Origin of the sequence: Rhodoferax sp. U2-2l (assembly GCF_020594515.1) — a bacterium.
GTDB lineage: Bacteria > Pseudomonadota > Gammaproteobacteria > Burkholderiales > Burkholderiaceae_C > Rhodoferax.
Genome location: NZ_JAJCTH010000014.1, coordinates 61,399 through 84,677, shown reverse-complemented (window position 1 = coordinate 84,677; position 23,279 = coordinate 61,399). Strand labels below are relative to the sequence as shown.

Sequence of the window (23,279 nt, the reverse complement as noted above, 5' to 3'; positions counted from 1 at the left end):
CGGAACAACATGACTGCAATCAAAGGACGTAATGTGGTGGTCGTCGGCACCCAGTGGGGCGACGAGGGCAAAGGCAAACTGGTGGACTGGCTCACCGAAAGCGCCCAGGGCGTGGTGCGTTTTCAGGGCGGTCACAACGCCGGCCACACGCTGGTGATCAACGGCATCAAGACCGCCTTGCACCTGATTCCCAGCGGCATCATGCGCCCGGGCATCAAGTGTTACATCGGCAACGGTGTGGTGCTCTCGGCAGCCAAACTGTTTGACGAAATTGCCGGGCTGGAAAAGGTTGGTGTCGAGCTGCGCTCGCGCCTGCGTGTCAGTGAAGCCTGTCCGCTGATCCTGCCGTTCCACGCGGCTCTTGACGTGGCCCGTGAGGCCGCACGCGAGCAGGGTGGGGTGGAGAAGATCGGCACCACCGGCCGCGGCATCGGCCCGGCCTACGAGGACAAGATTGCCCGCCGTGCCCTGCGTGTGCAGGACATGAAGTTCCCCGAGCGTTTTGCCAAAAAACTGCGTGAATTGCTGGACCTACACAACCACGTGTTGACCACCTACCTGAACTCGCGCAGCTTCGACTTCGGCCCTGTGCTGGCCCCGTACATGAAAGACGGTGAGGTGCAGTTCCAGCCGGTGTATGACGAAGCGATGCGCCATGCCGAACTGCTCAAGCCGATGATGGCCGATGTGTCGCGCGAGTTGAACGACGCCCACCTCAATGGTGAAAACTTGTTGTTTGAAGGCGCCCAGGGCACGCTGCTGGATGTGGATCACGGCACCTACCCGTTTGTCACCTCCAGCAACTGCGTGGCGGGTAACGCTGCCGCCGGTTCAGGCGTTGGCCCGGGTTTGTTGCATTACGTGCTGGGCATCACCAAAGCCTATTGCACCCGGGTCGGTGGTGGCCCGTTCCCGACCGAACTCGACTGGGAAGTGGAAGGCACGCCGGGTTACCACATGAGCACCGTGGGCGCTGAAAAAGGCGTGACCACCGGGCGCAGCCGCCGTTGCGGCTGGTTTGATGCCGCGCTGCTCAAACGCTCAGCCCAGGTCAATGGTCTGACCGGTCTGTGTATCACCAAGCTCGATGTGCTCGATGGCCTCAAAGAGTTGAAACTTTGCACCGGCTACATGCTTGACGGTGAACTCACCGACATCCTGCCGATGGGCGCGGACGACATCGCCCGCTGCGAGCCGGTGTATGAAACTTTGGAAGGCTGGAGCGACAGCACCGTGGGTGTCACCCAATATGACAAGCTGCCCACCGCCGCGCGGTTGTATCTGCAGCGCATCGAGCAGGTCACCGGTGTGCCGATCCATGTGGTGTCGACCAGCCCGGACCGCGACCACACCATCATGATGCGTCACCCGTTCCTGGCGGATTAAACGGTCAGCCATTGATCGCCAAGTTTTCAATTTATATAAATAATCGGCCTCTGGCCCTTATACCTGTTGCGTAAGCAGCTATTTTTGCAGGAGCATATCCATGTTGACAGAAGACGGCAAACACCTGTATGTGAGCTACGACGAGTACAACAATCTGATCGAAAAACTCGCCATCAAGGTGTTTCAGTCGGGCTGGCAGTTTGACACCATCCTGTGCCTGGCACGGGGTGGCATGCGCCCGGGCGACGTGCTCTCACGCGTGTTTGACAAACCGCTGGCCATCATGTCCACCAGTTCCTACCGCTCCGAAGCCGGCACGGTGCAGGGCAAGCTCGACATCGCTCACTACATCACCACGCCCAAGGGTCAGATTGCTGGCAAAGTGTTGCTGGTGGACGACCTGGCCGACTCCGGCCACACCCTGAACAAGGTGATCGAAGAGCTCAAGAACAACTACAAACCGATCACCGAGTTGCGCAGCGCGGTGATCTGGACCAAGGCGATCTCGATCTTCACACCCGACTACTGCGTGGATTACCTGCCGACCAACCCGTGGATTCACCAGCCTTTTGAAGGCTACGACAACATGCGCCCGGAACAGCTCATCCAGAAGTGGAGCGTTTGATCGCCAACCTTTGATTTGTCAGGCTTTTGAGATATTGAACGAGGGCACCATGCCTGTTTCCAGCACCGACCTGATTCACCACAATTATGTGCCGCCAGCCGGTTTTGCCGCACCCCAACCCGGTGTTTTCAAAGCATCCACCGTGTATTTCCCCAATGTGGCGGCGATGCGGCAGTTTGAGTGGAAAGACAAGTCGGCCTACACCTACGGCCTGCACGGCACGCCCACCAGCTACACCCTGGAGGAGCGCCTGTGCACGCTGGAGGGTGGCAAGCAATGCCTTTTGGTGCCCAGCGGCCTGGCGGCCATTGCGACCGTCGCCCTGGCCCTTCTTCGAAGCGGTGACGAGGTACTGATACCCGACAACGCCTACGGCCCCAACAAAGCCCTGGCCGAGGGCGAACTTTCGCACTGGGGCATCACTCACCGGTTTTACAACCCACTCCACCCGCAAGACCTGGCCGCCAAGATCACACCCCAAACCCGGCTGGTGTGGCTGGAAGCAGCGGGCTCGGTCACGCTGGAGTTTCCTGACCTGCTCGAGCAGGTGCGCATCTGCAAAGCGGCGGGGGTGATCTGCGCGCTGGACAACACCTGGGGCGCTGGCTTGGCATTTGCGCCGTTTGACCTGCAACCCGGTTCCAAAACACCGCTGGCGGTGGATATCAGTGTGCACGCGCTCACCAAATACCCGAACGGCGGCGGTGATGTGCTGATGGGCAGCATCGTCACCCAGGATGATGCCCTGCACATGCGGCTCAAGCTGTGCCATATGCGCCTGGGGCTGGGTGTGGCGGCCAATGATGTGGAATCGGTGTTGCGTGGCCTACCGAGCCTCAAATTGCGCTACACGGCACACGACGAAGCCGCCCGCGCCCTGGCGCAATGGTGTCTGACGCGGCCCGAATTCGCCCAGGTGCTGCACCCGGCGCTGGCCAATTCGCCGGGGCACCGCCATTGGCAGGTGCTCTGCCAAGGCGGGCCAGGTACGGCGGCGGGGCTGTTCAGTGTGATCTTCAAACCCGACTACACCCAAGCACAGGTGGACGCCTTTTGTGATGGCTTGAAGTTGTTTGAGATTGGCTACAGTTGGGGCGGCCCGGTCAGTCTGGTGATGCCGTACCAACTAGTCAGCATGCGCACCCACTGGCCCGAGCACCTTGCGCGCGGCACGCTGGTGCGGTTTTCCATCGGCCTGGAATCGGTGGAAGATTTGCGTGCCGACCTGGCAGCCGCGCTGCGGTTGCTGGCCTGACGCCTGCAGTTAAAATCACGCCCTTAACTTGAAAGATCACATTGGCAACACCTAATTACGGCTACGAGAAGCGTCAGAAAGAACTGGCCAAAAAGAAGAAAAAAGAGGAAAAACTGAAGGAAAAAGCCCAGCGCAAGGTGGGTGATTCCGCGCCCGGCGATGACCATGCCGAGCCGACAGCGCCCACCGACGAGTCCGGCCAACCGGTCTGATCAAGCGCCGCCAACGTCAGACTGGCACGCTCAGTTTTTCAGCAGGATCTGAGCGGCTAGATTGGTCATCGCTCCCATGGAGCGGTCCGCAGGTGCCACACGGGTTGCTTCCTTGAATAAAACAAAATTGCGCAGCATCGACGCCATGTAAGCGGGGTCGTAATGCTGGGTCAACAAGTCCTGCACCACCTGCGGCAACTGCCCTGAGCGCGCCAGCGTCATCCAGCCCTCGACCAGCGCACGGCCTCGTAGCGGGATCAACACCGCCAAGCGGTCACACAAAAAGTCCACGTCGCGTACCAGATGGTCGTAATCTTCGATCAGCAGCGCCACCCGCTCCGTGTCTGGCAGCTGCAGATTCAGGCACGGGCTGTGGCGTATGGCCTCGACCAGGCTGGCGGGCACCGACACATTGCCCACCTTTTTGCTCTCGCTCTCGACAAACACCGGGCGGGCTGTGTCAAAACCCCGCAGTGCGTCCCAGATCAGCGTATCAAAGTGCTTCTGGCTGGGCTGCGCTAGGCCCGGAATCGCCCCCAGCACCGAACTGCGATGGTTGGCCAGCGCTTCCAGGTCCAGCACCTGGGCGCCCTGGTTGCTGAGCGCCTGCAGCAAGCGGGTTTTGCCCGAACCTGTGGGCCCGCACACGACCTGAAAACGCAAGCGGGGCACGATGCGGTCCACGTCTTCCAACATGGCCGCGCGAAATGCCTTGTAGCCACCTTCCACCAGCGTGACCCGAAACCCAATCTGACTCAGAATCAACGAGAGCGCGCCGCTGCGCTGACCGCCACGCCAGCAGTAGGCCAGTGGTTTCCAGTCCTTGGGCTTGTCGATCACCTCGCGCTCGATGTGGGCGGCGATGTTGCGTGCGGCGAGGGCAGCGCCACGTTTGCGGGCCTCAAACGGGTTGACCTGTTTGTAAAGGGTGCCAATCTGGATGCGTTCGGCGTCGTTGAGCGTCGGCCAGTTCATGGCACCGGGCAGGTGATCCAAGGCAAATTCGGCTTCGCTGCGGGCGTCGATCACGGTGTCGAACTCGGCCAGTCGGCCGATCAACTCGGCGGCGGCGATTGGCGTCAGACTCATGGCAGTCCTTTTTTGAGTTCGGGCCAGACATTGGCCAGGATCAGCGGGTGCGCGGCTTCCAGCGGGTGAATGCGGTCGGGTTGAAACCACTTCAGGCTGTCGGGCACATCGGCCAAGCCCTTGAGCATGAACGGTACCAGGCCCGTCTTGCGTGCCCGGGCGACATCCACATACACCTGGGCAAAACGGTCACTGTACGCACGCCCGTAATTGGGCGGCACCTGCATGCCCAGCAGCAGCACTTTGGCGCCCGCTGCCTGAGCCGCTTGGGTCATGGCACTCAAGTTGTCCTGCGTCTGTTGCATCGGCAAGCCGCGCAGGGCGTCATTGGCACCCAGTTCAATCACCACCAGGGTCGGGCGGTGGCTGGCCAGCAGTGCCGCCAGCCGGGCCCGCCCGCCGGCCGTGGTGTCGCCGCTGATGCTGGCATTGATCACTCTGGCCGGGATCTTTTCGGAAGCCAACTTCTTCTCCAGCAGCGCCACCCAGCCACTGCCCCGTTTGAGACCATATTCGGCGCTCAGCGAATCACCCAGCACCAAGACGGTCGTGCCTGTGCGTTTGACATTCATGGTTTGGGCCTGGGCCGAGGCTGCGCTAATCCCCGCCAGAGTCCAGGCGGTTGTCAACACGATACAGTCACGGCGATTGATATTTTTCAGATTCAAAGAATTACCCATGTCAGATTGCATTATTTCGGTCGAACACGTGTTCAAGTCTGTCACCGACTCGACCGGCACACTCGACATTCTGCGTGATATCGATTTCCAGTTGAACCAGCGGGAAACAGTGGCCATTGTCGGTGCCTCCGGCTCGGGCAAGAGCACGCTGCTGTCCATCATCGCCGGGCTCGATGTGCCGAGTCGCGGCACGGTGCGGCTGGCCGGTCAGGACATGTTTGCCATGACAGAAGACGAGCGCGCTGCCTTGCGCGCAAAAAAAGTCGGTTTTGTGTTCCAGAGTTTTCAACTGCTGGGCAACCTGACCGCGCTGGAAAACGTGATGCTGCCGCTGGAGTTGGCCAACCGGCGCGACGCACGCCACGCCGCGACCGAGTTGCTGGCCCGCGTGGGCCTGTCGCAACGCCTGGGGCATTACCCCAAGGTCCTCTCAGGTGGCGAACAGCAGCGCGTGGCACTGGCCCGCGCTTTTGTGGTGCAGCCTGCGGTTTTGTTGGCTGATGAGCCCACCGGTAGCCTGGACTTTGCCACCGGCGAGACGGTGATGGAATTGATGCTGGACCTGAACCGCGAACTCGGCACCACGCTGGTGCTGGTGACGCATGACAAGGCGTTAGCAGCGCGTTGCCAACGGGTCATCACCATCGAAGCCGGTCGGGTGCATGGCCAAGCGCAGGCTGCTTGACCACACGGCTTGCCCGGCGAGATCTTTCTCACGGGCCAACCCCACATGGGCGGGCCGGCGGGCTTAAATGTCTTGCAGCAAAGGGTAGGGTGGCGGTGTGAGTGCCAACAAGGGCCCGTCCACGCCGCCCAGTCGCACATCACCGGCTTCAAACGCGCTGATCTGCATGGCAACGATGGCGTCAAACCCGCCCGTGGGTGCGGCGGCGGCCTGCGCCACGGTGCCGCAGGGCTGACCCTCGTCCGTCGTCAAAAACACTTCATCACCGGCTTGCATCGGTGCATCCGCATGTGCCAGGTAGGCCCGGCGCTTGAGCGTGCCGCGGAACTGGCTGCGCGCCACCACCTCCTGGCCGGGGTAACAACCTTTTTTGAAGTTCACGCCACCCACCGATTCGTAATTGACCATCTGGGGTACAAAGGCCTCCACGATGGGCTGCGTCACGGTGACGATGCCGCTGCGCACCTCACCCCAGGCCCAGAACTCTGACGGCAGCATCGCGCCAGCGGGTGCGGCATGGCCAACAGGCGCCAGCCACAGCGCACGCGCCACCCCATCGGCCGGGTACAGAGAGACCACCGAAACGTCATCAAAATCAGTCTTGGCCCATGGGGCGTCTGAGTTGTTGGCCACTTTGGCGGTGGCATCCTGCACGGCGGAGCCAGCCAGCCCGTACAACACAAAGTCAGCACTGGCATCGGTCAGCTTGACCTTGGCGCGCAACACAAACATCGACAGGCGCTTCAGTGTGGCCGCCAGAAGGTCGCGGCTGCACACCAGCAAAATGTCGTCCGGGCTGCGCTTGAAGCCGATAAAACTCGCTTGCAGGCGACCTTTGGCGCTGCAAAATCCCGCCAACCGGGCCTCGGACGCTTTGAGCAGCACAAAGTCCTGGGTGAACTGGTTATGCAGAAATTTGGCCGCGTCTTCGCCCTGCGCCCGAATCAGCCCTAAATGTGTCAGCGGGGCTACGCCGTGAAGTTGGTTTTGCATGCCGCGCATTATGATGCGGTGTTCCATTTTTGGAGAAGGCATGCGGTTTTTGGGGCGTTTACTGAGCATTGTTTTGGGTCTTGTTGTGGCGGCGGGTGGTGCAGCGTTCTGGTGGATCAACCAACCGATCCGCCTGGCTACGCCGATGCTGGAGCTGTCGATTGAGCCGGGCACCAGCGCGCGTGGTGTGGCGCAAGACGTGGTCGGCGCCGGTGTGTTGACCTCACCGCAGCTGTTGTACTGGTGGTTTCGCCTCTCCGGGGACGCACGCCAGATCAAGGCGGGTAGCTACGAACTGTCGGGCGACCTGACCCCGCGCAGCCTGCTGGCCAAACTGGTGCGTGGTGAAGAAGCCCTGCGCGCCGTGACGCTGGTGGAAGGGCTCACCTTCACACAGTTTCGCCAAACACTCCTGAAAGCAGAGCAGCTCACCCCAGACACCCAAGGCCTGACGACTGATGCCATCATGCAAAAGCTGGGGCTGCCCGGTGTTGCACCGGAAGGCCGCTTCTACCCCGACACCTATACCTACACCAAAGGCAGCAGCGACCTGGCCGTGCTGCGGCGCGCCCAACATGCCATGCAGCGCCATCTGGACGCCGCCTGGCAACTGCGCACAGCAGATTCCCCGCTAAAAACGCCCGACGAGTTGCTGACCCTGGCCAGCATCATTGAAAAAGAAACCGGTCTCGCCAGCGACCGGCCCATGATCGCGTCGGTCTTCACCAACCGGCTGCGCATCGGCATGATGCTGCAGACCGACCCCACCGTGATTTACGGCATGGGCGACAAGTTTGATGGCAACCTGCGCCGCCGTGACCTGCAAACCGACACCCCGTGGAACACCTACACCCGCGCCGGTCTGCCACCCACACCCATTGCCATGCCTGGCAAGGCGGCACTGCTGGCCGCTGCGCAGCCCGCCCAAAGCCGGGCGCTGTATTTTGTGGCCCGGGGCGATGGCGGCAGCCAGTTCAGCGAGACACTTGATGCGCATAACCGGGCGGTTGCCAAATACCAGCTTGGGCGGTAAGCGCTCAAAAAAAATAGCATTGATTCATGACACAGAGCGGACTTTTTCTCAGTTTTGAAGGCATTGACGGCGCCGGCAAATCCACCCACATCGACGCCTTGGCGCGCGCTTTTGAGATGCAGGGCAGGGTGGTCACACTGACCCGCGAGCCCGGTGGCACACCCCTGGCAGAAAAACTGCGCGCCATCATCCTCAACGATGCCATGGACGCGCTGACCGAGGCCTTGCTGGTGTTTGCCGCCCGGCGCGATCACCTGCAGCAGCTGATTGAGCCCGCCCTGGCCCGTGGCGAGGTGGTCATCAGTGACCGCTTCACCGACGCCACCTTTGCCTACCAGGGCGGTGGCCGGGGTTACGACTGGACCACGCTGCTTGGTCTGGAGCAACTGGTCCAGACGAGACCCAGCCCGCAAGGTGATTTTGTTCGGCAACCCGATCTGACGCTGTGGTTTGAGCTTGACCCGGAAGTTGCCGCCCAGCGCCTCGCGGGCGCACGCGTGCCCGACAAGTTTGAATCCCAAAGCGCCGCCTTTTTTTCGCGCGTCAGTGACGGTTATGCCCAGCGCCTGCAGGCCGACCCGGGCCGTTTCGCCCGCATTGCCGCCGACAACCCGCGTGAAGCCGTTTGGCAAGACGTGTTGCAGTCGGTTCGGCAAAAAGGCTGGCTGGCGTGAGCGCCGCCGCATCACAGGCGCAGACGCCAGCCAATGCGCTGGCGCCGTGGATTGCCGCCCAGGTGCAGCGTCTGCTGTCACAGCGTGGTCACGCCTGGCTGCTGGCCGGGCCGTCCGGCCTAGGTCAATACGAGCTGGCACTGGCCCTGGCGAGCGCTTGGCTGTGTGACCACCCCACGCCGCAGGGCGCCTGTGGCGTCTGCGCCAGTTGCCACGCGATCGATGTGCACGCCCATGCCGACCTGTGTGTCTTGATGCCCGAGACCGTGTTGCTGGACATGGGCTGGCCGCTGGGGGAAAAAGCGCAATCTGACATCGATAGCAAAAAGCGTAAACCCAGCAAAGAAATTCGCGTCGAAGCCATGCGCGATGCGGTGGAGTTCGCGCAGCGCACCAGCGCCCGAGGCCACGGCAAGGCGGTGCTGGTGTTCCCCGCCGAGCGCATGAATGTGTTCACCGCCAACGCGTTGCTCAAAACCCTGGAAGAACCTGCCGGTGATGTGAAGTTTGCCCTGGCCAGCGATGCCGCCCACCTGCTGCTGCCCACCATCCGCAGCCGCTGCCTGAGCCACACCATGGTCTGGCCCGACCCGTCCAGCGCACTGCACTGGCTTGCGGCGCAAGGTGTGCCTGCGCCGCAAGCCCGGGTGCTGCTGCGGGCCTCAGGGGGCCGACCGGCAGATGCCCTGATGATGGCCCCGGTGAGTGAGCGCTGGAGCCAGCTGCCCAACGCGGTGCAGCGGGGTGATGTCAGCGTGTTCAAGGACTGGACGCCAACCCAGACGGTGGACGCCCTGCACAAAATTTGCCACGACTTGCTGGCGGTGCGCGCCGGCGCGCAGCCACGTTTTTTTGAATTGGTCGACTTGCCCCAAGGCGGGTCCTGGGCCAGCCTCACCGCGTGGGCCAAATCGCTGAGCGAAACCCGTCGCACGGTGGAGCATCCGTTCAATGCGGGGCTGATGCAGGAAGCGCTGGTCAGTCAGGCGCAATTGGCTCTAAACTTACAGCCATGAACGCCACGCACGCCGCCCAGGGCACCCCGCGCCCCAGTGTCATCCAGCTCGCCATCAAGGAAAAGTCAGCCCTGTACGCTGCCTACATCCCGCTGTTCACCGAAGGCGGCATGTTCATTCCGACCAACCGTGATTACCAGTTGGGTGATGCCGTGTATGTGCTGGTTTCCTTGCCGGACGAGCCGCAGCGCTACCCGATCGCAGGCAAAGTGGCTTGGGTCACGCCTGCCAAGGCCTCCCACAGCCGTACCCAGGGCGTGGGCATTCGCTTTCCCAAGGACGACAGCGCGCGCGCGCTCAAGCTCAAGATCGAAGAGCTTCTGGGCGGGCAATTGGCGTCTGACCGGCAAACCCAAACCATTTGAGCTTCGTCGCCCGGCTGCAGGGCGGCCTCCAACCTGACTGACGCATGTTCACGGATTCCCATTGCCATTTGAATTTTCCGGAGCTGGTCTCCAGCCTGCCCACCATTTTGCAGGCCATGTCGCAAGCCCGGGTGACCCGCGCCTTGTGTATCTGCACCACGTTGGAAGAATTTGACGGTGTGCATCAACTGGCCTTGCAACATGACAATTTGTGGGCAACCGCGGGCGTGCATCCGGACAATGAAGGTGTGCGTGAACCGTCGCTGGACGATTTGCTGGCGCTAGGTTCGTTACCACGGGTGGTGGGCATCGGTGAAACGGGGCTGGACTATTACCGGCTCAATGGCCGCAGCCTGGACGAGATGGCCTGGCAGCGCGAACGTTTTCGGGTGCACATCCGGGCGGCCCGCCAGTTGGGCAAACCGCTGGTGATTCACACCCGCAGTTCGTCGGCAGACACCTTACAAATTTTGCGCGAGGAGGGTGAAGACGGCTCGGCAGGTTGCGCGGGTGGTGTGTTTCATTGTTTTACTGAAGACTGGCACGTGGCCAAGGCGGCGCTGGATTTGGGGTTCTACATCTCGTTTTCAGGCATCCTGACCTTCAAGAATGCCCACATCCTGCGCGATGTGGCGGTGCAGGTGCCGATGGACCGGCTGCTGATCGAGACCGATAGCCCGTATCTGGCACCTGTGCCATACCGTGGCAAAACCAACAACCCGTCTTACGTACCCTTTGTGGCCCACAAGCTGGCCGAGCTGCGCGGTGTTGACACCGACGAGATCGCCAACGCGACCAGTCGCAACTTCGATAGGCTTTTTACCGGAGTTTTGTCAGCATGAAAACACGCTCTTTGAATCTCATAAATCACTTAAGAAAGTTAATTTATAGCCTTGTTTTGATTGGATTTTCTGCAGCCAACGCCGGTTCCTATGAAGACTTTTTTGCGGCCGTCAGGCAAGACGATGCCAAGGAGGTCACGGCCTTGTTGCAACGGGGTTTTGATCCCAACACGATCGATCCTGCAGGCGTGCCGGGCCTGATATTGGCCATCCAATCCGAGGCGGCCAAGGTGACTGAGGTGTTGATCCGCTGGCCGCAAACCAAAGCCGAGGTGCGCAACGCCACCGACGAGAGCCCGCTGATGCTGGCCGCCTTGGCGGGCGATGCCAGACTGTGCCGCATGCTGATCGAGAAGGATGCTGACGTCAACAAGCCTGGCTGGGCACCGCTGCATTACGCTGCAACCAAAGGGCATCTGGACGTGATGCGCATGCTGCTGGAGGAAAACGCCTACATCGACGCGGCATCACCCAACGGCACCACGCCACTGATGATGGCAGCGCACTACGGTACGCCGGAGGCGGTCAAACTGCTGCTGGAGGCCGGTGCCGACCCGATGCTCAAAAACGACCCGGGCTTGAGTGCGCTGGACTTTGCCAACAAGGCCAATCGGGAAGACTCGGCTCAGATGATTTCTGACTTTGTCCGCAGGAGTCAATCTCGCGGGGCTTGGTGAACCGCTTCCCAGCATGACGCGTATTTTTCGTCGAAGCCGCTCCAGCCTGACAAAAACGCCAGTAGATACGATATGCATTACTGGGTTTTGAGATATTCATGGAAATTCTTTCATTTGAGTATAAATAGGTAACTGCCAAATACCTGTTTTTTAGGGCGGCGTGAATCTGCCAACGGACAGGCCAATACTTCATTCGCGTCATGAACAAACTCACTGCGTGAGATTTGTTTCAGCATGCTTGCACCTCAATACCGTTTCGCTTCGCTTTCATCAGGGGCTGCGCCCCCGATACCCCGAGCCCGACTTGGTACTGGTCACTTTTGACCAGCATTTGAGGGCTAGACCAAGAGATGGGAAATCCCCCAAATTCCACGATGTGATATTTGCGGATAATTTACCCCCCGTATTACTATGACGGGGGGTAAATTCGGTTTTCAGGGTGTTTTGCCCGGGCAGGGCAGCACGGCCGAGCGCGCCCGCTTCGCCTGTCTCGTTCGTCCCTGCAGCCCCCTCACAAGCCCTTTCCTGAAGCCGCTGCAGGGCCACATCGAGTTGGTTGGCACGGGCGTACTGGCGACCAAAGCCCTCAGCCCGACGCACCAGCAAGGCCCACCAATTGGCGTCATGGGGCAAAAAGGCGTACCCCTCAGGCGACCACAAGCGCCCCGAGTGCATATGCCAGCCATCCCAACCCTGGCACGGCAAGTCGAACAAACGCATGATCCGAATCAGCCGATAGGCCGCATAAGGCACCAGCACCTTGCCGGAAATCCAGTACCGGATGGTGCGTGGTGAGACGTGCAATTCTTTCCCGGCTTGCTCAGGCGACAGACCCGCATCAAGCAGCAGGATTTTGAAGCGTTCTCCCAGCGTAGCGCGCATTTGTTTGGCGTACTTGGGGCCTACTTTCTTTGCATCGAAGTAGATACGATGTGCATTATTGGGTTTTGAGATATTCACGGAAATCCTTTCATTTGAGTATAAACAGAAACTGTTTTTCAGGGCGACGAGATACTGTCCCGTGAGTTATCCACATAACACTCGCGTCATGGACAAACTCACTGCGTGAGATTTGTTTCATCGTTCCACCCCCTTAATACCGTTACGCTTCGCTTCATCAGGGTCTACGACCCCGATACCCCGGGAAGGCCCCTCAGCGGCCCTCAGTGCGTTTTTTTGCCCAGTGCACGCACTACCCACCAGGAACGCAAAAAACGCGTCGTAGTCGTTCTCTAGCTGGTCGATGGCATCACCCATGACCCCAGGCAGCAGGGCGCTCATGCGGCACCGCCTTTGCGTGGACGGCCCCGGCCACGTCTTGGCGCGGGCAGGGTCTGGCCAGCCGATCTGGCGATCAGCCGTTCGATCAGGGATGGGGCACGGCTGGCCACCAGCTCACCCGAGCTATCCCGCTCAAGCTTGATGGGTGATGACGTGTTCAGCGCCTGACCCGCAACGAAACGGATGCTCTGCACTGGCGGCCGAAGGATGATGACTGACATGGTTGTCCCTTTTCATAAAGTGAAATGAATGCTATGGAATGCGTAGCTGGTTGAAAGCAGGTTTTCCCAATGGAGAGGGCCTGTTTTTTTTATTCATGTGCCAAAGTGTTATAGAGATAAATCTAGGCCGGTCGGCTTCGCCGCCCGCCCGACTGCGTCGGTCGGTGACGTGGCGGCGCAGCCGCCGGGCACGCTAACCGCATACCCGGCGGCGTGCACCGACACGCCATCCGGCCCCTCAAGTCGCTGCAAGGCCACGGCAAGTTGGTTCGCACGGGTGTACTGGCGATCAAAGCCCTCAGCCCGGCGTACCAGCAGGTTCCACCAGTTGGCGTCATGCGGCTGGAAGGCGTAGCCCTCAGGCGACCACAAGCGCCCCGAGTGCATGTGCCAGCCGTCCCAGCCCTCACACGGCAGCTCAAACAGCCGCATGATGCGCACCAGCTTGTACGCGGCGTACGGCACCAGCACCTTGCCGGAAATCCAGTACCGGATGGTGCGCGGCGTGACGTGAAGGATTTTCCCGGCCTGTTCGGGAGAGAGCCCGGCATCGAGCAGCAGGATTTTGAAGCGTGCGCCCAGCGTGGCGCGGGTTTCGCGGGCCTGTCTGGGTGTGCGCTTTTTCGTACCTTGGTAGATACGATGTGCATTATGTTAAGTTATGTGGATAACAGCGAAAACTCAAATCACCCACTCATGTCACTGCAAACCCGACGACCGGTGCGCTGGGATCGCTGAACGGTGTACCTAGCGAAATCTCACCGTTGCCGTGCAACACACATTCCTCACGGCGCAACAACAAGTCCGAGCCACTGCCAGCGAATCGGACCCAACAGCCATAGGAGCTGAGGTCAACCAGCACAACGCTGCCGTTGCGCCAGTCCAGGCGGGCGTGTGTCCTGGAAACGCGCGCGTCCGTCACCACAAACTCCACCTGATGTGTTCTGCCAATGTGGATCGGCAAATCAAACGCGTTGAATGACTTCTTTTGGTCCAGCCATTTCAGCTCGATATGTGCACCTAGCGCGTCGCGGTCGCTGAAACGACTGGACAGATCGAATCCTTCGTGGATGGTCAACAGTTCTGACCCCAGGTTTTCCTGCCATTCAACCTGATAAACCCGGCATGATTCGGCACGGCCCCTGATATGAATAGGTCCCAGCAGCCTGAAGCGTTCATCTGGCAGGTCGAATCCATCCTGCATGGCTTCGCTGTTGACCCAGATCTGATGTGGTCCGGTGAGTTCGCTCAGGCGCGCGGCGATATTGACTGCGTCACCATAACAGTCGTCAGCCACCAGTTCAACCCCACCGCGGGCCACACCAATGCGCAGCGGCATGTACGCCTTGGGCGGCATGTGACCCAGCAACTGTTGGTAAGAACGCTGCAGGTCCATGACCGCCAGAACCGCTTTGGTACTGTCCTCAAAAATGATCAGAACGCCGTCACCGAGAAATTTGACCACTCTGCCGCCGTGCGCGCTGCAGCGTTGCGCCACCCACGCTGTGGCCTGGGTCACCAGCTCGGTCGCCTTCGCGTTGCCCAGGGCCTCGAAGACACCGGTGCTCCCGAACAGATCAGCAAAAACGACAGTCGATTGAACACTCATTCCCGAAGACTTCCCTTGGTTGTGGCGTGAGTTTAGGACAACTGCCAACACGCCATCAAATGTGGCCCCAAACAAGGAGCACATCACGTGAATCAATACGGAGGTCGGTCTTGGCGCCGACCGGCAGCAACACCTTGGTCTGAACATGACCATAGGGCAGATTGGTCAAAATCGGCGCCTTGATGTGCTGGCGCAGCCATTGCACCACCGTGGTCATGTTGAAGCCGCGGTCGTGCGGCGTCAGCTTGAAATCGGTGAACTGACCCAGCACCACCGCTTTTTGACGCTTGAGCACGCCGGCATACAGTAGTTGGGTGAGCATGCGTTCAACCCGGTAAGGGTGCTCGGCAACATCTTCCAAAAACAGAATGCCGCCCTTGATGTTGGGGAAATAGGGCGTACCCAGCAGCGCGGTCAACACGGTCAGATTGCCACCCCACAGCACAGCATCTTCAATGCCAAAACTATTCTCAGAACGGGTGGCATCCGGGTTGGACGCTACCAATGGTGCATCAGATACGACGCTTTGGCGCGCCTGGCGCCAACCGGTGCCCTCCCCTTGCCCGCACAACATGTCGTCAAAACACGCCTCCATGATGTCGTCTGGTGTGCCTTCCACACCAAAACCCTCGCCCAGTGCGGGGCCTGCCCACGTGATGGCGCCCGTTTTGGCCAACAGGGCACTCTGAAAAGCGGTGAAGTCGCTGATGCCCACAAACTGCAGACCCTTGTCGATGGCTTTGGCAACTTTTTTGTAGCGAACGTCGGGCAGCAGCCGGGTCAGTCCATAGCCACCACGTGAGATCAGCGCCACGTCGGCACCGCTGTCCGCAGCGCGGTGGATGGCAGCCAGCCGGGTGGCATCGTCACCGGCAAAACGTTGTTGGCTGGCCAGGGCAGCAACGTCTACCTCCACCTCATGGCCCAGGGTTTGCAGCCGTTGGATGCCGCGCTTGAAGGCGGCTTTGTCGCGCACAGCGCCAGAGGGAGAATAAATATAGATGTGTTTCGTCATCGGATGTCGCGGACAGATGGGTTGGTTATCGGCATGATTTTCAGGCAGGACAAAGCCCGTGGGCCGACACGGTGGCCGTTGTCGGGATAGGGTGCGTCCTGGGCCTGGTACGTGAGCGGGTCTGGCTGGGCCAGGTCGATGGCGCTGACGGTTTCAGGCGCCAGCACTTGCAGCGCACGGGCCAAGGGCAACGCGTCTTCTGCCACGATCAGGTTAACCTGCGGCAAACCCAAATGCTCGATCAATTCCAGCAAGACCTGGGCGTGCCAGCCAAGTGTGTGGCAGGTGGCTTTTTTGGGCTTGTCGCTCTTGCCAAAACCAATCAGGTCCGGGCAGATCAAGCGTGTGCCCTTCTCAGCCGCAAGCGCCAACTGGCTTCGCCAGGCGTGGCTCCAGGTGTTGGGACCATGCAGGCACAGGCCAGCAGGTTGGGTGTTGGACTGTCCAAGCTCTACGTAGTGCAGCCGCCAGCCCGACAGGCTGGGCAGGTCATTGAGGTAACACGATGTGCCCGGCACCGTGGGCAGGTCGGCAAACCGGTTCTCGGGCGTGCGCAGGGCGTCATCGCGCAGCGCCCTGCCCGCTTGCCATTGGTTGGCCTGTTGACGCTCGCGCAGACGTTTGAAAAAAAGCTGCAACAGGTCGCCACACGCCTGAGCCATCACGCCACCCGTGATTTGGGTCTGATGATTGAGGCCCGTCTGGGCAAAAACATTGAGTACCGAGCCAGCGGCACCGGTTTTGGGATCAGGCGCACCAAACACCACCCGCTTGATGCGGGCGTGCAGCATGGCACCTGCGCACATGGTGCATGGCTCCAGCGTGACAAACAGCTCGCAGTCGTCCAGCCGATAGTTGCCCAGATGCTGCGCGGCGGCGCGCAAGGCGGCGATTTCGGCATGGGCCGTGGGGTCATGCGTCTGGATCGGCGCGTTGCGCCCTGCCCCGATGACGTGCCCGTCCAGCACCACCACGGCACCCACGGGCACCTCACCAGCAGCGCCCGCAGCTTGGGCCTGCGCCAGCGCGGCCAACATCCACTGTGCATCAGCCTTTTCGGATGTATTGGTGGTCATCGTCACGGTGGGTCGTCGGGCAAGGGGCGCGCCTGGATGGCATGGTCCAGCGCTTGCTTGAACTGCTCTTGCACGTCTTGGTTTTGCTGCGCTGGTGCGCTGGAGGCGGGCAAGGTCACCGTCTCTGTACCGCCTTGCGCATCACCACTTGGTGTTACGGGTAGTTGCAAGACAGGCATAGGCGAGTGCGTGGCTTTCAGCTGTTGCCGCAACAGCACACCAGCGATTGCCAGCGCTACCAACAGACTCAACACCCCGAAGATCGTACGCATCGAGTCCGGCCCTAAACGGTATTCACCCGCCCCGAACCCGGCATCCGGTACGCCAAGGCGCGCTGCTCATCGTTGCCAACGGCCCTGACACCATTCATGCCTGCATGGGACGGTGTCTGTTGTATCGCGGCAAAACGGATAGAAATGTACATGCTGCGATTATTCCAGTTCGCCACTGTCACAGCGTGATGGATGAGCGCAAGCCGGGTCGTTTTCTGCATTCTTTGTGCGCCTATTGGGCTGTCAGCGGCACGCTATACCAATAGCGGCTCGGTCGCATTGGCGTGTGCTGCACCGAACGCTCCCAGTGGATCCAGCGAGATGCCACCAATGCGTCGCTGAAACCAATCTGCCAGCCGTAGCGATGGAAAAGCTTTGCGAGGTGCGGCGGACAAGCCTTGCTAGCGGATTGACAAGTGCGTCGGCCCGCACTGCCAGATGGGACAGCCAGGCTGCTCTTGATGGTCAAAAAGAACAGCGGCACTTTGGCGACTTGCTGGTATTCAGGCAAGACGATGAATTGGAGCGGGTGAAGGGAATCGAACCCTCGTATGAAGCTTGGGAAGCTGCCGTTCTACCATTGAACTACACCCGCTTAGACCAAGAGGAATGAACCACCCCACAAGGAATGTTTGTCCCCGAAGCCATGTCAGTGCGGAATTTGCGTTTTCCACAATCTTTGAACCGCACCGATTGGCGAGATTTTACAAGCAGGATAGCCTGGTTTCCCGGACTTTCTAACGGATTTACCCTGTTCCGTACTTAAAGCATGGATCATGCTTACTGCCTCAACGTCTTCTCCAACGGTATCGGTTTCATCGGCAACCGCAACCGCAACTGGCTGTCGAGCAACCTGTCTTGCCCCTTTTCGCGCGTCAGCGCAACTTGTTGCGGGCCATCCAAGGGTTCTTCATCGTGATTCCCACGCCACATATCGCCAATTTTTGTCCATCAGCGACGCAGAACGCCATGGAGTGGCAAGGCTACTCCCACTCAATCGTGGCTGGTGGCTTGCTGCTCACATCGTAAGTGACGCGGTTGATGCCGCGCACTTCGTTGATGATGCGACTGGACACCTTTTTGAGCAGCGCGTAGGGCAGCTCGGCCCAGTCGGCGGTCATGAAGTCGCTGGTTTGCACCGCGCGCAGCGCGACCACGTAGTCGTAAGTGCGACCGTCACCCATCACGCCCACGCTTTTCACCGGCAAAAACACGGTGAAAGCCTGGCTGGTGAGCTGGTACCAGGTTTTGCCGGTGGCTTCATCGACAAAGTTGTTGAGTTCTTCAATGAAGATCGCGTCGGCCCGGCGCAGCAGGTCGGCATACTCTTTCTTGACCTCACCCAGAATCCGCACGCCCAGACCCGGGCCGGGGAATGGATGACGGTAAACCATGTTGTGGGGCAAGCCCAACGCCACGCCGAGTTCGCGCACCTCGTCCTTGAACAACTCGCGCAGGGGTTCCAGCAGTTTCAAGCCCAATTGCTCTGGCAGGCCGCCCACGTTGTGGTGGCTCTTGATCACCACGGCCTTTTTGTTTTTGGCACCGCCGGACTCGATCACATCCGGGTAAATGGTGCCCTGGGCAAGCCACTTCGCTCCTCTTTTGGTGGTGTCGGAGGCGGTCAGGGCCAGCGCCTGCGCCTTGAACACTTCAACAAACTCACGACCAATGATTTTGCGTTTGGCTTCCGGGTCACTCACACCGGCGAGGTGCCCCAAAAACTGGTCGGCCGCGTCCACACGCACCACCTTGGCGTGCAACTTGCCAACAAACATGTCCATCACCATGTCGCCTTCATTCAGGCGCAGCAGGCCGTGGTCGACAAACACGCAGGTGAGCTGGTCACCAATCGCCCGGTGGATCAGCGCTGCTGCCACCGAGGAGTCGACGCCGCCCGACAAACCCAGAATGACTTCTTCATCACCCACCTGGGCGCGAATTTTTTCCACCGCCTCAGAGATGTAGTCACCCATGATCCAGTCAGCGCGGGTGCCGCAGATGTCCAAAGCAAAGCGCTCCAGGATCGCTGCACCGCGCTTGGTGTGGGTGACTTCGGGGTGGAACTGCACCGCGTAAAAACGCCGTTCCTCGTCGGCCATGCCGGCAATCGGGCAACTGTCGGTGCTGGCCATCAGCTTGAAGCCTGGCGGCAGCTCGGTGACCTTGTCGCCGTGGCTCATCCAGACCTGCAGCATGCCGTGGCCCATGGGCGTGGCGTAGTCCTGAATGCCGTCCAAGAGCTTGGTGTGACCGTGCGCCCGCACATCGGCATGACCAAACTCACGCTCATGCCCGCTGGTGACCACGCCACCCAACTGGTGTGCCATCGCCTGCATGCCATAACAGATGCCCAGCACCGGGATGCCCAGCTCGAAAACGGCTTGTGGCGCCTTGTCGGTGGTTTCTTCGTAGATGCTGGCGTGGCTGCCCGATAGGATGATGCCTTTGAGGCTGCCGTCACGCGCGTAGTCGCGAATCCACGCGTCACTCACGTCACACGGATGGACCTCACAAAATACATGCGCTTCGCGAATACGCCGCGCAATCAGCTGGGTGACTTGGGAGCCGAAGTCGAGGATGAGAATTTTTTGATGCATAACAATCAAAGAACAAAAAAAGATGGGGATGGTCGCCGCGCGCGTGCCCTCAACCAGGAACACCGTGGAACCGGCTTAGCCGGGCCACCGGTGTTGCCCCCTGCAAGGGGGTGGCGCAGCGACACGACGTGCGCGCAGCCTGGGGGTGTGCTTAGTCCGCCCTGTAGTTCGGCGCTTCTTTGGTGATCTGCACATCATGCACGTGGCTTTCGCGGATGCCGGCGGCGGTGATTTCGACAAACTCGGCGCGGTTTTGCATCTCGTCGATGGTGGCGCAGCCGCAGTAGCCCATGCTGGCGCGCAAGCCACCGGCCATCTGGAAAATGATGGCCACCATCGAGCCTTTGTAAGGCACACGGCCTTCAATGCCTTCGGGCACCAATTTGTCGGCATTCGGGTTGCCGGTGCTGGACTCTTGGAAGTAACGGTCAGCACTGCCCTGCTGCATGGCGCCAATCGAGCCCATGCCCCGGTAACTCTTGTAGCTGCGGCCCTGGAACAAAATCACCTCGCCGGGCGCTTCCTCGGTGCCTGCAAACATGCCGCCCATCATCACCGAGCCGGCCCCGGCGGCAATGGCTTTGGCGATGTCGCCGCTGAAGCGGATGCCACCGTCCGCAATCAACGGCACGCCGGTGCCCTTCAGCGCCGTGGCCACACTGTCAATCGCCATGATTTGCGGCACACCCACCCCAGCCACGATACGGGTGGTGCAGATGGAGCCCGGGCCGATGCCGACCTTTACGGCGTCCGCCCCGGCTTCCACCAAGGCCAGCGCAGCGGCACCGGTGGCGATGTTGCCGCCGATCACCTCGACGTGCGGGAAGTTCTGTTTGACCCAACGCACCCGGTCAATCACGCCTTTGCTGTGGCCATGTGCCGTGTCCACCACAATCGCGTCCACGCCAGCTCGGGCCAGCAGCTCAACGCGTTCTTCGGTGCCCTCACCCACACCCACGGCAGCGGCCACGCGCAGCTTGCCTTGTGCATCACGGGCCGCGTTGGGAAAACTGGTTTGCTTGGTGATGTCTTTCACCGTGATTAGGCCCTTGAGCTCAAACGCGTCATTGACCACCAGCAGGCGCTCGATCTTGTGCTGGTTGAGCAGCACCTTGGCCTGTGCCAGCGTGGTGCCATCAGGCACCGTCACCAGCTTGTTGCGCGGGGTCATGATGTGGCTGACCGGCAGATCAAGGCGGGTCTCGAAACGCAAATCCCGCCCGGTCACCAGGCCGGCCACCTTGCCGCCATCCATCACCGGAAAACCTGATACGCCCAATTGTTCAGACAGCGCCATCACCTGGCGCACCGTGTGCTGCGGTGTGATCACCACCGGATCACGGAGCACGCCCGATTCGTAGCGTTTGACCTTGGAGACCTCGGCCGCTTGCTGCTGAGGCGTCATATTTTTGTGCACCACACCGATACCGCCCTCTTGCGCGATGGCAATGGCCAGGCGCGACTCGGTCACCGTGTCCATGGCAGCAGACACCAGGGGCAGGTTCAGCGAGATATTGCGGGTAAAACGGGTGGCGAGGGAGGTGTCCTTGGGAAGGACTTGGGAGTACGCAGGCACCAACAAAACATCGTCGAAGGTGAGCGCTTTGCCAATCAGGCGCATGGTTAAAGCTCCAAATCGTCAATTGTATCTGGGCCAGCTCACCCAGCTCGGGCGGCCTGTGACCGCCCTTGACAGCCCGACTGGGGATCACCTGTGGCGATCACGCACCGAAAGTGGCACACCAGGCATCGGCTGGCATAAACTTGGCGCCCATGAAACCAATCATCGGATCCATCTTGCTCGTTGCGGCAGTGCTGCTGTCCACCGGCGCCCAGGCCCAGTGGCAGTGGCTGGACAAGGATGGTCGCATGGTGTTCAGTGACCGTGCGCCGCCGCCCGGCGTGCCGGATAAGCAGATTGTCAAACGGCCCGGTGGGTCCAGAGCTGGTGTACCGCCAGTGAATGTGGACGCTGACCAAACTGTTCAACCAGCCGCACCGAGCCCTGCTGCAGCGGGTACTCAAAGCGCTGCCAGTGCGCCCAAAGCCAGTGGCGTCGACAAAGACCTGGCTGACAAAAAGAAGAAGGTCGAGCAGGAAGAAGCTGCCAAACGCAAGGCCGAAGAAGACAAGCTGGCAAAAGTCAAAGCTGACAACTGCTCCCGCGCCCGGGATGCCAAGGCCAGTTACGAGTCAGGCATGCGCTTGGCGCGGGTGAACAAGCAAGGCGAGCGTGAAATTGTTGACGATCTCGCCCGAGCGACCGAGTTGCAGCGCATTCAGGCTGTCATTGACTCTGATTGCAAATAAACAGTCGGCTGGGCTGGGCCTGCATCAATAACCGGCTTTGGCCCCCGGGCGTTTTTTGACAAATAGCCCGGCAGCACGGGCACCCTGCTTAACAAAACGCTCCCGCCGCGCCACTTTGGGGTCAACGCGCAACGGCCGGTAAACCTCTACCCGGTCAAATTCACGCAAGACGTGACCCAGGCTCACTTGGCTGCCCCAAACGCCCACGATGGCGTCCTGCATATCGAGTTCAGGAAACCGTGCCAACAGGCCGCTGCATCGCAGCGCGTCGATGGCGGTGGCCGCGTCTGGCAGGTTCAACGCGACCTGCTCAACCTGGCGCGCCTGCGGTGCATACACAACCCAAACCTGCATGGCGTGGGCCTACTCGCCGTAGACCTGCTTGGCGCGTTTGATGAACGCATCCACCATGTTGCTGGCGATCTTGTCAAACACCGGGCTCACCAGCCTGCCCAGGGTGGTGTCGAAGCCGTAACTCAGCACCAGCTCAACTCGGCAGGCACGTTGTTCATCCCCAAGGGCAACAAAATTCCACTCACCTTCCAGTTTGGAAAAAGGTCCGTTCACCAACTTGATGACCACTTGTTGGTTGTCCACATGCACGTTTCGGGTGGTAAAGGTCTGGTGTATGCCGCCGAAAGCGATACCAATTTCAGCCACCATCCCGTTTTCTTCAAGCGTAACGACACGGCCTTTGTCGCACCAGGGCAAGAACTGGGGATACGCATCCACGTCCACCACCAAGCGGTACATTTCTGCGGGGCTGTACCAGATTAAAACGGACTTTTTGACAGTTTTCATAGAATGGAGTTTTGCGCGGGATTGTAGTCAAGCCTGGTTCGCATTCTTTCCCACTCAAGCTCTCCCTCATGGCCAAAAAACCCGACACCGCATCCCGCATCGCTGACAACAAAAAAGCCGCATTCAACTATTTTTTTGAGGAGCGGTTTGAGGCCGGCATCGTGCTCGAAGGCTGGGAGGTCAAATCCCTGCGCGAGGGCAAGGTGCAATTGACCGACGGCTATGTGGTCATCCGCAACGGCGAGTTGTTCATCATCGGGCTGCAAATTCAGCCGCTGGGCACCGCCTCCACCCACATCAGCCCGGACAAGCAGCGCACCAAAAAGCTGTTGATGCACCGCGAGGAAATCAAGCGGCTGATTGGCAAGGTAGAGCAAAAAGGCTACACGCTGGTGCCGATCAACCTGCACTGGAAGGCCGGCAAAATCAAATGTGACATTGCCCTGGCCAAAGGCAAGGCCGAGCATGACAAACGCGACACCATCAAGGACCGCGAAGGCAAGCGCGAGGTGGAGCGCGCCATGAAGTCACGCCAACGCTAAGCTGGGCAGCGCGGTCGCTG

General features: G+C 60.2%; 27 protein-coding genes and 1 tRNA gene. 13 read left to right on the top strand and 15 right to left on the bottom strand.

Going from position 1 to position 23,279, the window contains the following annotated elements:
• Window positions 1-9: 9 nt before the first annotated feature.
• From LHU53_RS13495 to LHU53_RS13480, 4 genes are all read left to right on the top strand, one after another.
• A complete protein-coding gene (locus LHU53_RS13495; protein WP_227333180.1) occupies window positions 10-1,386 on the top strand; it encodes an adenylosuccinate synthase in 1,377 nt (458 codons plus the stop codon).
• 100 nt (window positions 1,387-1,486) lie between these two features.
• On the top strand, window positions 1,487-2,011 hold the full coding sequence (locus LHU53_RS13490) for a phosphoribosyltransferase (RefSeq protein WP_078365653.1): 525 nt from the start codon (window positions 1,487-1,489) through the stop codon (window positions 2,009-2,011).
• 49 nt (window positions 2,012-2,060) lie between these two features.
• Window positions 2,061-3,266: a PLP-dependent transferase gene (locus tag LHU53_RS13485; protein WP_227333179.1), complete on the top strand. Its 1,206-nt coding sequence runs from the start codon at window positions 2,061-2,063 to the stop codon at window positions 3,264-3,266.
• Window positions 3,267-3,307: 41 nt separating this feature from the next.
• Window positions 3,308-3,478, top strand: a complete 171-nt coding sequence (locus tag LHU53_RS13480) for a hypothetical protein (RefSeq protein ID WP_227333178.1) — start codon at window positions 3,308-3,310, stop codon at window positions 3,476-3,478.
• A 30-nt stretch (window positions 3,479-3,508) separates the two neighbouring features.
• Here LHU53_RS13480 and mnmH read toward each other — a convergent pair whose 3' ends face one another.
• A complete protein-coding gene (gene mnmH / locus LHU53_RS13475) occupies window positions 3,509-4,567 on the bottom strand; it encodes a tRNA 2-selenouridine(34) synthase MnmH (protein ID WP_227333177.1) in 1,059 nt (352 codons plus the stop codon).
• On the bottom strand, window positions 4,564-5,247 hold the full coding sequence (locus LHU53_RS13470) for an arylesterase (RefSeq protein ID WP_370632302.1): 684 nt from the start codon (window positions 5,245-5,247) through the stop codon (window positions 4,564-4,566). The genes mnmH and LHU53_RS13470 overlap by 4 nt, the downstream gene beginning before the upstream one ends.
• On the opposite strand from LHU53_RS13470, the gene LHU53_RS13465 reads away from it, so the two are divergent.
• Window positions 5,246-5,932 (top strand): ABC transporter ATP-binding protein, encoded by a 687-nt coding sequence (locus LHU53_RS13465; RefSeq protein ID WP_227333175.1) that lies wholly within the window; start codon window positions 5,246-5,248, stop codon window positions 5,930-5,932. The two genes, LHU53_RS13470 and LHU53_RS13465, sit on opposite strands and share 2 nt — an antisense overlap.
• A gap of 63 nt (window positions 5,933-5,995) precedes the next feature.
• Here the strand turns inward: LHU53_RS13465 and LHU53_RS13460 are convergent, their stop codons facing one another.
• Window positions 5,996-6,925, bottom strand: a complete 930-nt coding sequence (locus LHU53_RS13460) for a folate-binding protein YgfZ (protein WP_227333174.1) — start codon at window positions 6,923-6,925, stop codon at window positions 5,996-5,998.
• Window positions 6,926-6,965: 40 nt separating this feature from the next.
• Here LHU53_RS13460 and mltG point away from each other — a divergent pair, with 40 nt between their 5' ends.
• From mltG to LHU53_RS13430, 6 genes are read left to right on the top strand one after another with little or no spacing between them, the layout of a single operon-like run.
• Complete coding sequence (gene mltG, locus LHU53_RS13455; protein WP_227333173.1) at window positions 6,966-7,958, top strand: endolytic transglycosylase MltG; 993 nt, start codon at window positions 6,966-6,968, stop codon at window positions 7,956-7,958.
• A gap of 26 nt (window positions 7,959-7,984) precedes the next feature.
• Window positions 7,985-8,632, top strand: a complete 648-nt coding sequence (gene tmk / locus LHU53_RS13450) for a dTMP kinase (RefSeq protein WP_227333172.1) — start codon at window positions 7,985-7,987, stop codon at window positions 8,630-8,632.
• Entirely contained in the window at window positions 8,629-9,648 is a 1,020-nt protein-coding gene (locus LHU53_RS13445) for a DNA polymerase III subunit delta' (protein ID WP_227333171.1), read from the top strand. The genes tmk and LHU53_RS13445 overlap by 4 nt, the downstream gene beginning before the upstream one ends.
• The gene (locus LHU53_RS13440; protein WP_227333170.1) at window positions 9,645-10,013 is read left to right on the top strand and encodes a PilZ domain-containing protein; all 369 of its coding nucleotides are present in this window, start codon (window positions 9,645-9,647) and stop codon (window positions 10,011-10,013) included. Before LHU53_RS13445 ends, LHU53_RS13440 begins: the two co-directional genes overlap by 4 nt.
• A 44-nt stretch (window positions 10,014-10,057) precedes the next feature.
• Window positions 10,058-10,855 (top strand): TatD family hydrolase, encoded by a 798-nt coding sequence (locus LHU53_RS13435; RefSeq protein WP_227333169.1) that lies wholly within the window; start codon window positions 10,058-10,060, stop codon window positions 10,853-10,855.
• A gap of 56 nt (window positions 10,856-10,911) precedes the next feature.
• The gene (locus LHU53_RS13430; protein ID WP_370632300.1) at window positions 10,912-11,532 is read left to right on the top strand and encodes an ankyrin repeat domain-containing protein; all 621 of its coding nucleotides are present in this window, start codon (window positions 10,912-10,914) and stop codon (window positions 11,530-11,532) included.
• Between the two features lie 270 nt (window positions 11,533-11,802).
• Here LHU53_RS13430 and LHU53_RS13425 read toward each other — a convergent pair whose 3' ends face one another.
• The 10 genes from LHU53_RS13425 to guaB all read right to left on the bottom strand — a co-directional run bounded on the left by LHU53_RS13425 (window position 11,803) and on the right by guaB (window position 21,227).
• Entirely contained in the window at window positions 11,803-12,492 is a 690-nt protein-coding gene (locus LHU53_RS13425; protein ID WP_227333167.1) for a VC1465 family Xer recombination activation factor, read from the bottom strand.
• A gap of 317 nt (window positions 12,493-12,809) precedes the next feature.
• On the bottom strand, window positions 12,810-13,034 hold the full coding sequence (locus tag LHU53_RS13420; RefSeq protein ID WP_227333166.1) for a hypothetical protein: 225 nt from the start codon (window positions 13,032-13,034) through the stop codon (window positions 12,810-12,812).
• Between the two features lie 108 nt (window positions 13,035-13,142).
• Window positions 13,143-13,592: a VC1465 family Xer recombination activation factor gene (locus LHU53_RS13415; RefSeq protein ID WP_227333234.1), complete on the bottom strand. Its 450-nt coding sequence runs from the start codon at window positions 13,590-13,592 to the stop codon at window positions 13,143-13,145.
• A gap of 136 nt (window positions 13,593-13,728) precedes the next feature.
• Window positions 13,729-14,727: an adenylate/guanylate cyclase domain-containing protein gene (locus LHU53_RS13410; protein ID WP_227333165.1), complete on the bottom strand. Its 999-nt coding sequence runs from the start codon at window positions 14,725-14,727 to the stop codon at window positions 13,729-13,731.
• A complete protein-coding gene (locus LHU53_RS13405; RefSeq protein WP_227333164.1) occupies window positions 14,699-15,658 on the bottom strand; it encodes an LD-carboxypeptidase in 960 nt (319 codons plus the stop codon). Before LHU53_RS13405 ends, LHU53_RS13410 begins: the two co-directional genes overlap by 29 nt.
• Entirely contained in the window at window positions 15,655-16,734 is a 1,080-nt protein-coding gene (tadA, locus tag LHU53_RS13400; RefSeq protein WP_227333233.1) for a tRNA adenosine(34) deaminase TadA, read from the bottom strand. The genes LHU53_RS13405 and tadA overlap by 4 nt, the downstream gene beginning before the upstream one ends.
• 2 nt (window positions 16,735-16,736) lie before the next feature.
• A complete protein-coding gene (locus LHU53_RS13395) occupies window positions 16,737-17,006 on the bottom strand; it encodes a hypothetical protein (RefSeq protein ID WP_227333163.1) in 270 nt (89 codons plus the stop codon).
• Between the two features lie 521 nt (window positions 17,007-17,527).
• Window positions 17,528-17,601, bottom strand: a tRNA-Gly gene (locus LHU53_RS13390).
• A 388-nt stretch (window positions 17,602-17,989) separates the two neighbouring features.
• Window positions 17,990-19,606, bottom strand: coding sequence for a glutamine-hydrolyzing GMP synthase (gene guaA, locus LHU53_RS13385; protein ID WP_227333162.1), 1,617 nt, complete (start codon window positions 19,604-19,606; stop codon window positions 17,990-17,992).
• Window positions 19,607-19,757: 151 nt separating this feature from the next.
• Window positions 19,758-21,227 carry an IMP dehydrogenase gene (guaB, locus tag LHU53_RS13380; protein WP_227333161.1) on the bottom strand — a complete coding sequence of 490 codons (1,470 nt, stop codon included), beginning with the start codon at window positions 21,225-21,227 and terminating at the stop codon, window positions 19,758-19,760.
• A gap of 152 nt (window positions 21,228-21,379) precedes the next feature.
• Between guaB and LHU53_RS13375 the strand changes: the two genes are divergently transcribed.
• Window positions 21,380-21,916: a DUF4124 domain-containing protein gene (locus tag LHU53_RS13375; RefSeq protein ID WP_227333160.1), complete on the top strand. Its 537-nt coding sequence runs from the start codon at window positions 21,380-21,382 to the stop codon at window positions 21,914-21,916.
• Between the two features lie 24 nt (window positions 21,917-21,940).
• Here the strand turns inward: LHU53_RS13375 and LHU53_RS13370 are convergent, their stop codons facing one another.
• Together LHU53_RS13370 and LHU53_RS13365 are read right to left on the bottom strand one after the other, a co-directional pair.
• The gene (locus LHU53_RS13370; RefSeq protein WP_227333159.1) at window positions 21,941-22,270 is read right to left on the bottom strand and encodes an RnfH family protein; all 330 of its coding nucleotides are present in this window, start codon (window positions 22,268-22,270) and stop codon (window positions 21,941-21,943) included.
• A 9-nt stretch (window positions 22,271-22,279) separates the two neighbouring features.
• Entirely contained in the window at window positions 22,280-22,717 is a 438-nt protein-coding gene (locus LHU53_RS13365; RefSeq protein ID WP_227333158.1) for a type II toxin-antitoxin system RatA family toxin, read from the bottom strand.
• 68 nt (window positions 22,718-22,785) lie between these two features.
• Here LHU53_RS13365 and smpB point away from each other — a divergent pair, with 68 nt between their 5' ends.
• On the top strand, window positions 22,786-23,259 hold the full coding sequence (gene smpB, locus LHU53_RS13360; protein WP_227333157.1) for an SsrA-binding protein SmpB: 474 nt from the start codon (window positions 22,786-22,788) through the stop codon (window positions 23,257-23,259).
• Window positions 23,260-23,279: the final 20 nt, after the last annotated feature.

What these genes read in the sequence shown, in the direction of transcription:
- tadA (WP_227333233.1), bottom strand. Translation starts at nt 16,734, where the DNA reads ATGACCACCAATACATCCGAAAAGGCTGATGCACAGTGGATGTTGGCC.
- LHU53_RS13460 (WP_227333174.1), bottom strand. Translation starts at nt 6,925, where the DNA reads ATGCAAAACCAACTTCACGGCGTAGCCCCGCTGACACATTTAGGGCTG.
- mnmH (WP_227333177.1), bottom strand. Translation starts at nt 4,567, where the DNA reads ATGAGTCTGACGCCAATCGCCGCCGCCGAGTTGATCGGCCGACTGGCC.
- LHU53_RS13405 (WP_227333164.1), bottom strand. Translation starts at nt 15,658, where the DNA reads ATGACGAAACACATCTATATTTATTCTCCCTCTGGCGCTGTGCGCGAC.
- LHU53_RS13395 (WP_227333163.1), bottom strand. Translation starts at nt 17,006, where the DNA reads ATGCGTACGATCTTCGGGGTGTTGAGTCTGTTGGTAGCGCTGGCAATC.
- LHU53_RS13370 (WP_227333159.1), bottom strand. Translation starts at nt 22,270, where the DNA reads ATGCAGGTTTGGGTTGTGTATGCACCGCAGGCGCGCCAGGTTGAGCAG.
- LHU53_RS13490 (WP_078365653.1), top strand. Translation starts at nt 1,487, where the DNA reads ATGTTGACAGAAGACGGCAAACACCTGTATGTGAGCTACGACGAGTAC.
- LHU53_RS13470 (WP_370632302.1), bottom strand. Translation starts at nt 5,247, where the DNA reads ATGGGTAATTCTTTGAATCTGAAAAATATCAATCGCCGTGACTGTATC.
- LHU53_RS13365 (WP_227333158.1), bottom strand. Translation starts at nt 22,717, where the DNA reads ATGAAAACTGTCAAAAAGTCCGTTTTAATCTGGTACAGCCCCGCAGAA.
- smpB (WP_227333157.1), top strand. Translation starts at nt 22,786, where the DNA reads ATGGCCAAAAAACCCGACACCGCATCCCGCATCGCTGACAACAAAAAA.
- LHU53_RS13440 (WP_227333170.1), top strand. Translation starts at nt 9,645, where the DNA reads ATGAACGCCACGCACGCCGCCCAGGGCACCCCGCGCCCCAGTGTCATC.
- guaB (WP_227333161.1), bottom strand. Translation starts at nt 21,227, where the DNA reads ATGCGCCTGATTGGCAAAGCGCTCACCTTCGACGATGTTTTGTTGGTG.
- LHU53_RS13485 (WP_227333179.1), top strand. Translation starts at nt 2,061, where the DNA reads ATGCCTGTTTCCAGCACCGACCTGATTCACCACAATTATGTGCCGCCA.
- guaA (WP_227333162.1), bottom strand. Translation starts at nt 19,606, where the DNA reads ATGCATCAAAAAATTCTCATCCTCGACTTCGGCTCCCAAGTCACCCAG.
- mltG (WP_227333173.1), top strand. Translation starts at nt 6,966, where the DNA reads ATGCGGTTTTTGGGGCGTTTACTGAGCATTGTTTTGGGTCTTGTTGTG.
- LHU53_RS13375 (WP_227333160.1), top strand. Translation starts at nt 21,380, where the DNA reads ATGAAACCAATCATCGGATCCATCTTGCTCGTTGCGGCAGTGCTGCTG.
- LHU53_RS13465 (WP_227333175.1), top strand. Translation starts at nt 5,246, where the DNA reads ATGTCAGATTGCATTATTTCGGTCGAACACGTGTTCAAGTCTGTCACC.
- LHU53_RS13495 (WP_227333180.1), top strand. Translation starts at nt 10, where the DNA reads ATGACTGCAATCAAAGGACGTAATGTGGTGGTCGTCGGCACCCAGTGG.
- LHU53_RS13435 (WP_227333169.1), top strand. Translation starts at nt 10,058, where the DNA reads ATGTTCACGGATTCCCATTGCCATTTGAATTTTCCGGAGCTGGTCTCC.
- LHU53_RS13410 (WP_227333165.1), bottom strand. Translation starts at nt 14,727, where the DNA reads ATGTGCTCCTTGTTTGGGGCCACATTTGATGGCGTGTTGGCAGTTGTC.
- tmk (WP_227333172.1), top strand. Translation starts at nt 7,985, where the DNA reads ATGACACAGAGCGGACTTTTTCTCAGTTTTGAAGGCATTGACGGCGCC.
- LHU53_RS13420 (WP_227333166.1), bottom strand. Translation starts at nt 13,034, where the DNA reads ATGTCAGTCATCATCCTTCGGCCGCCAGTGCAGAGCATCCGTTTCGTT.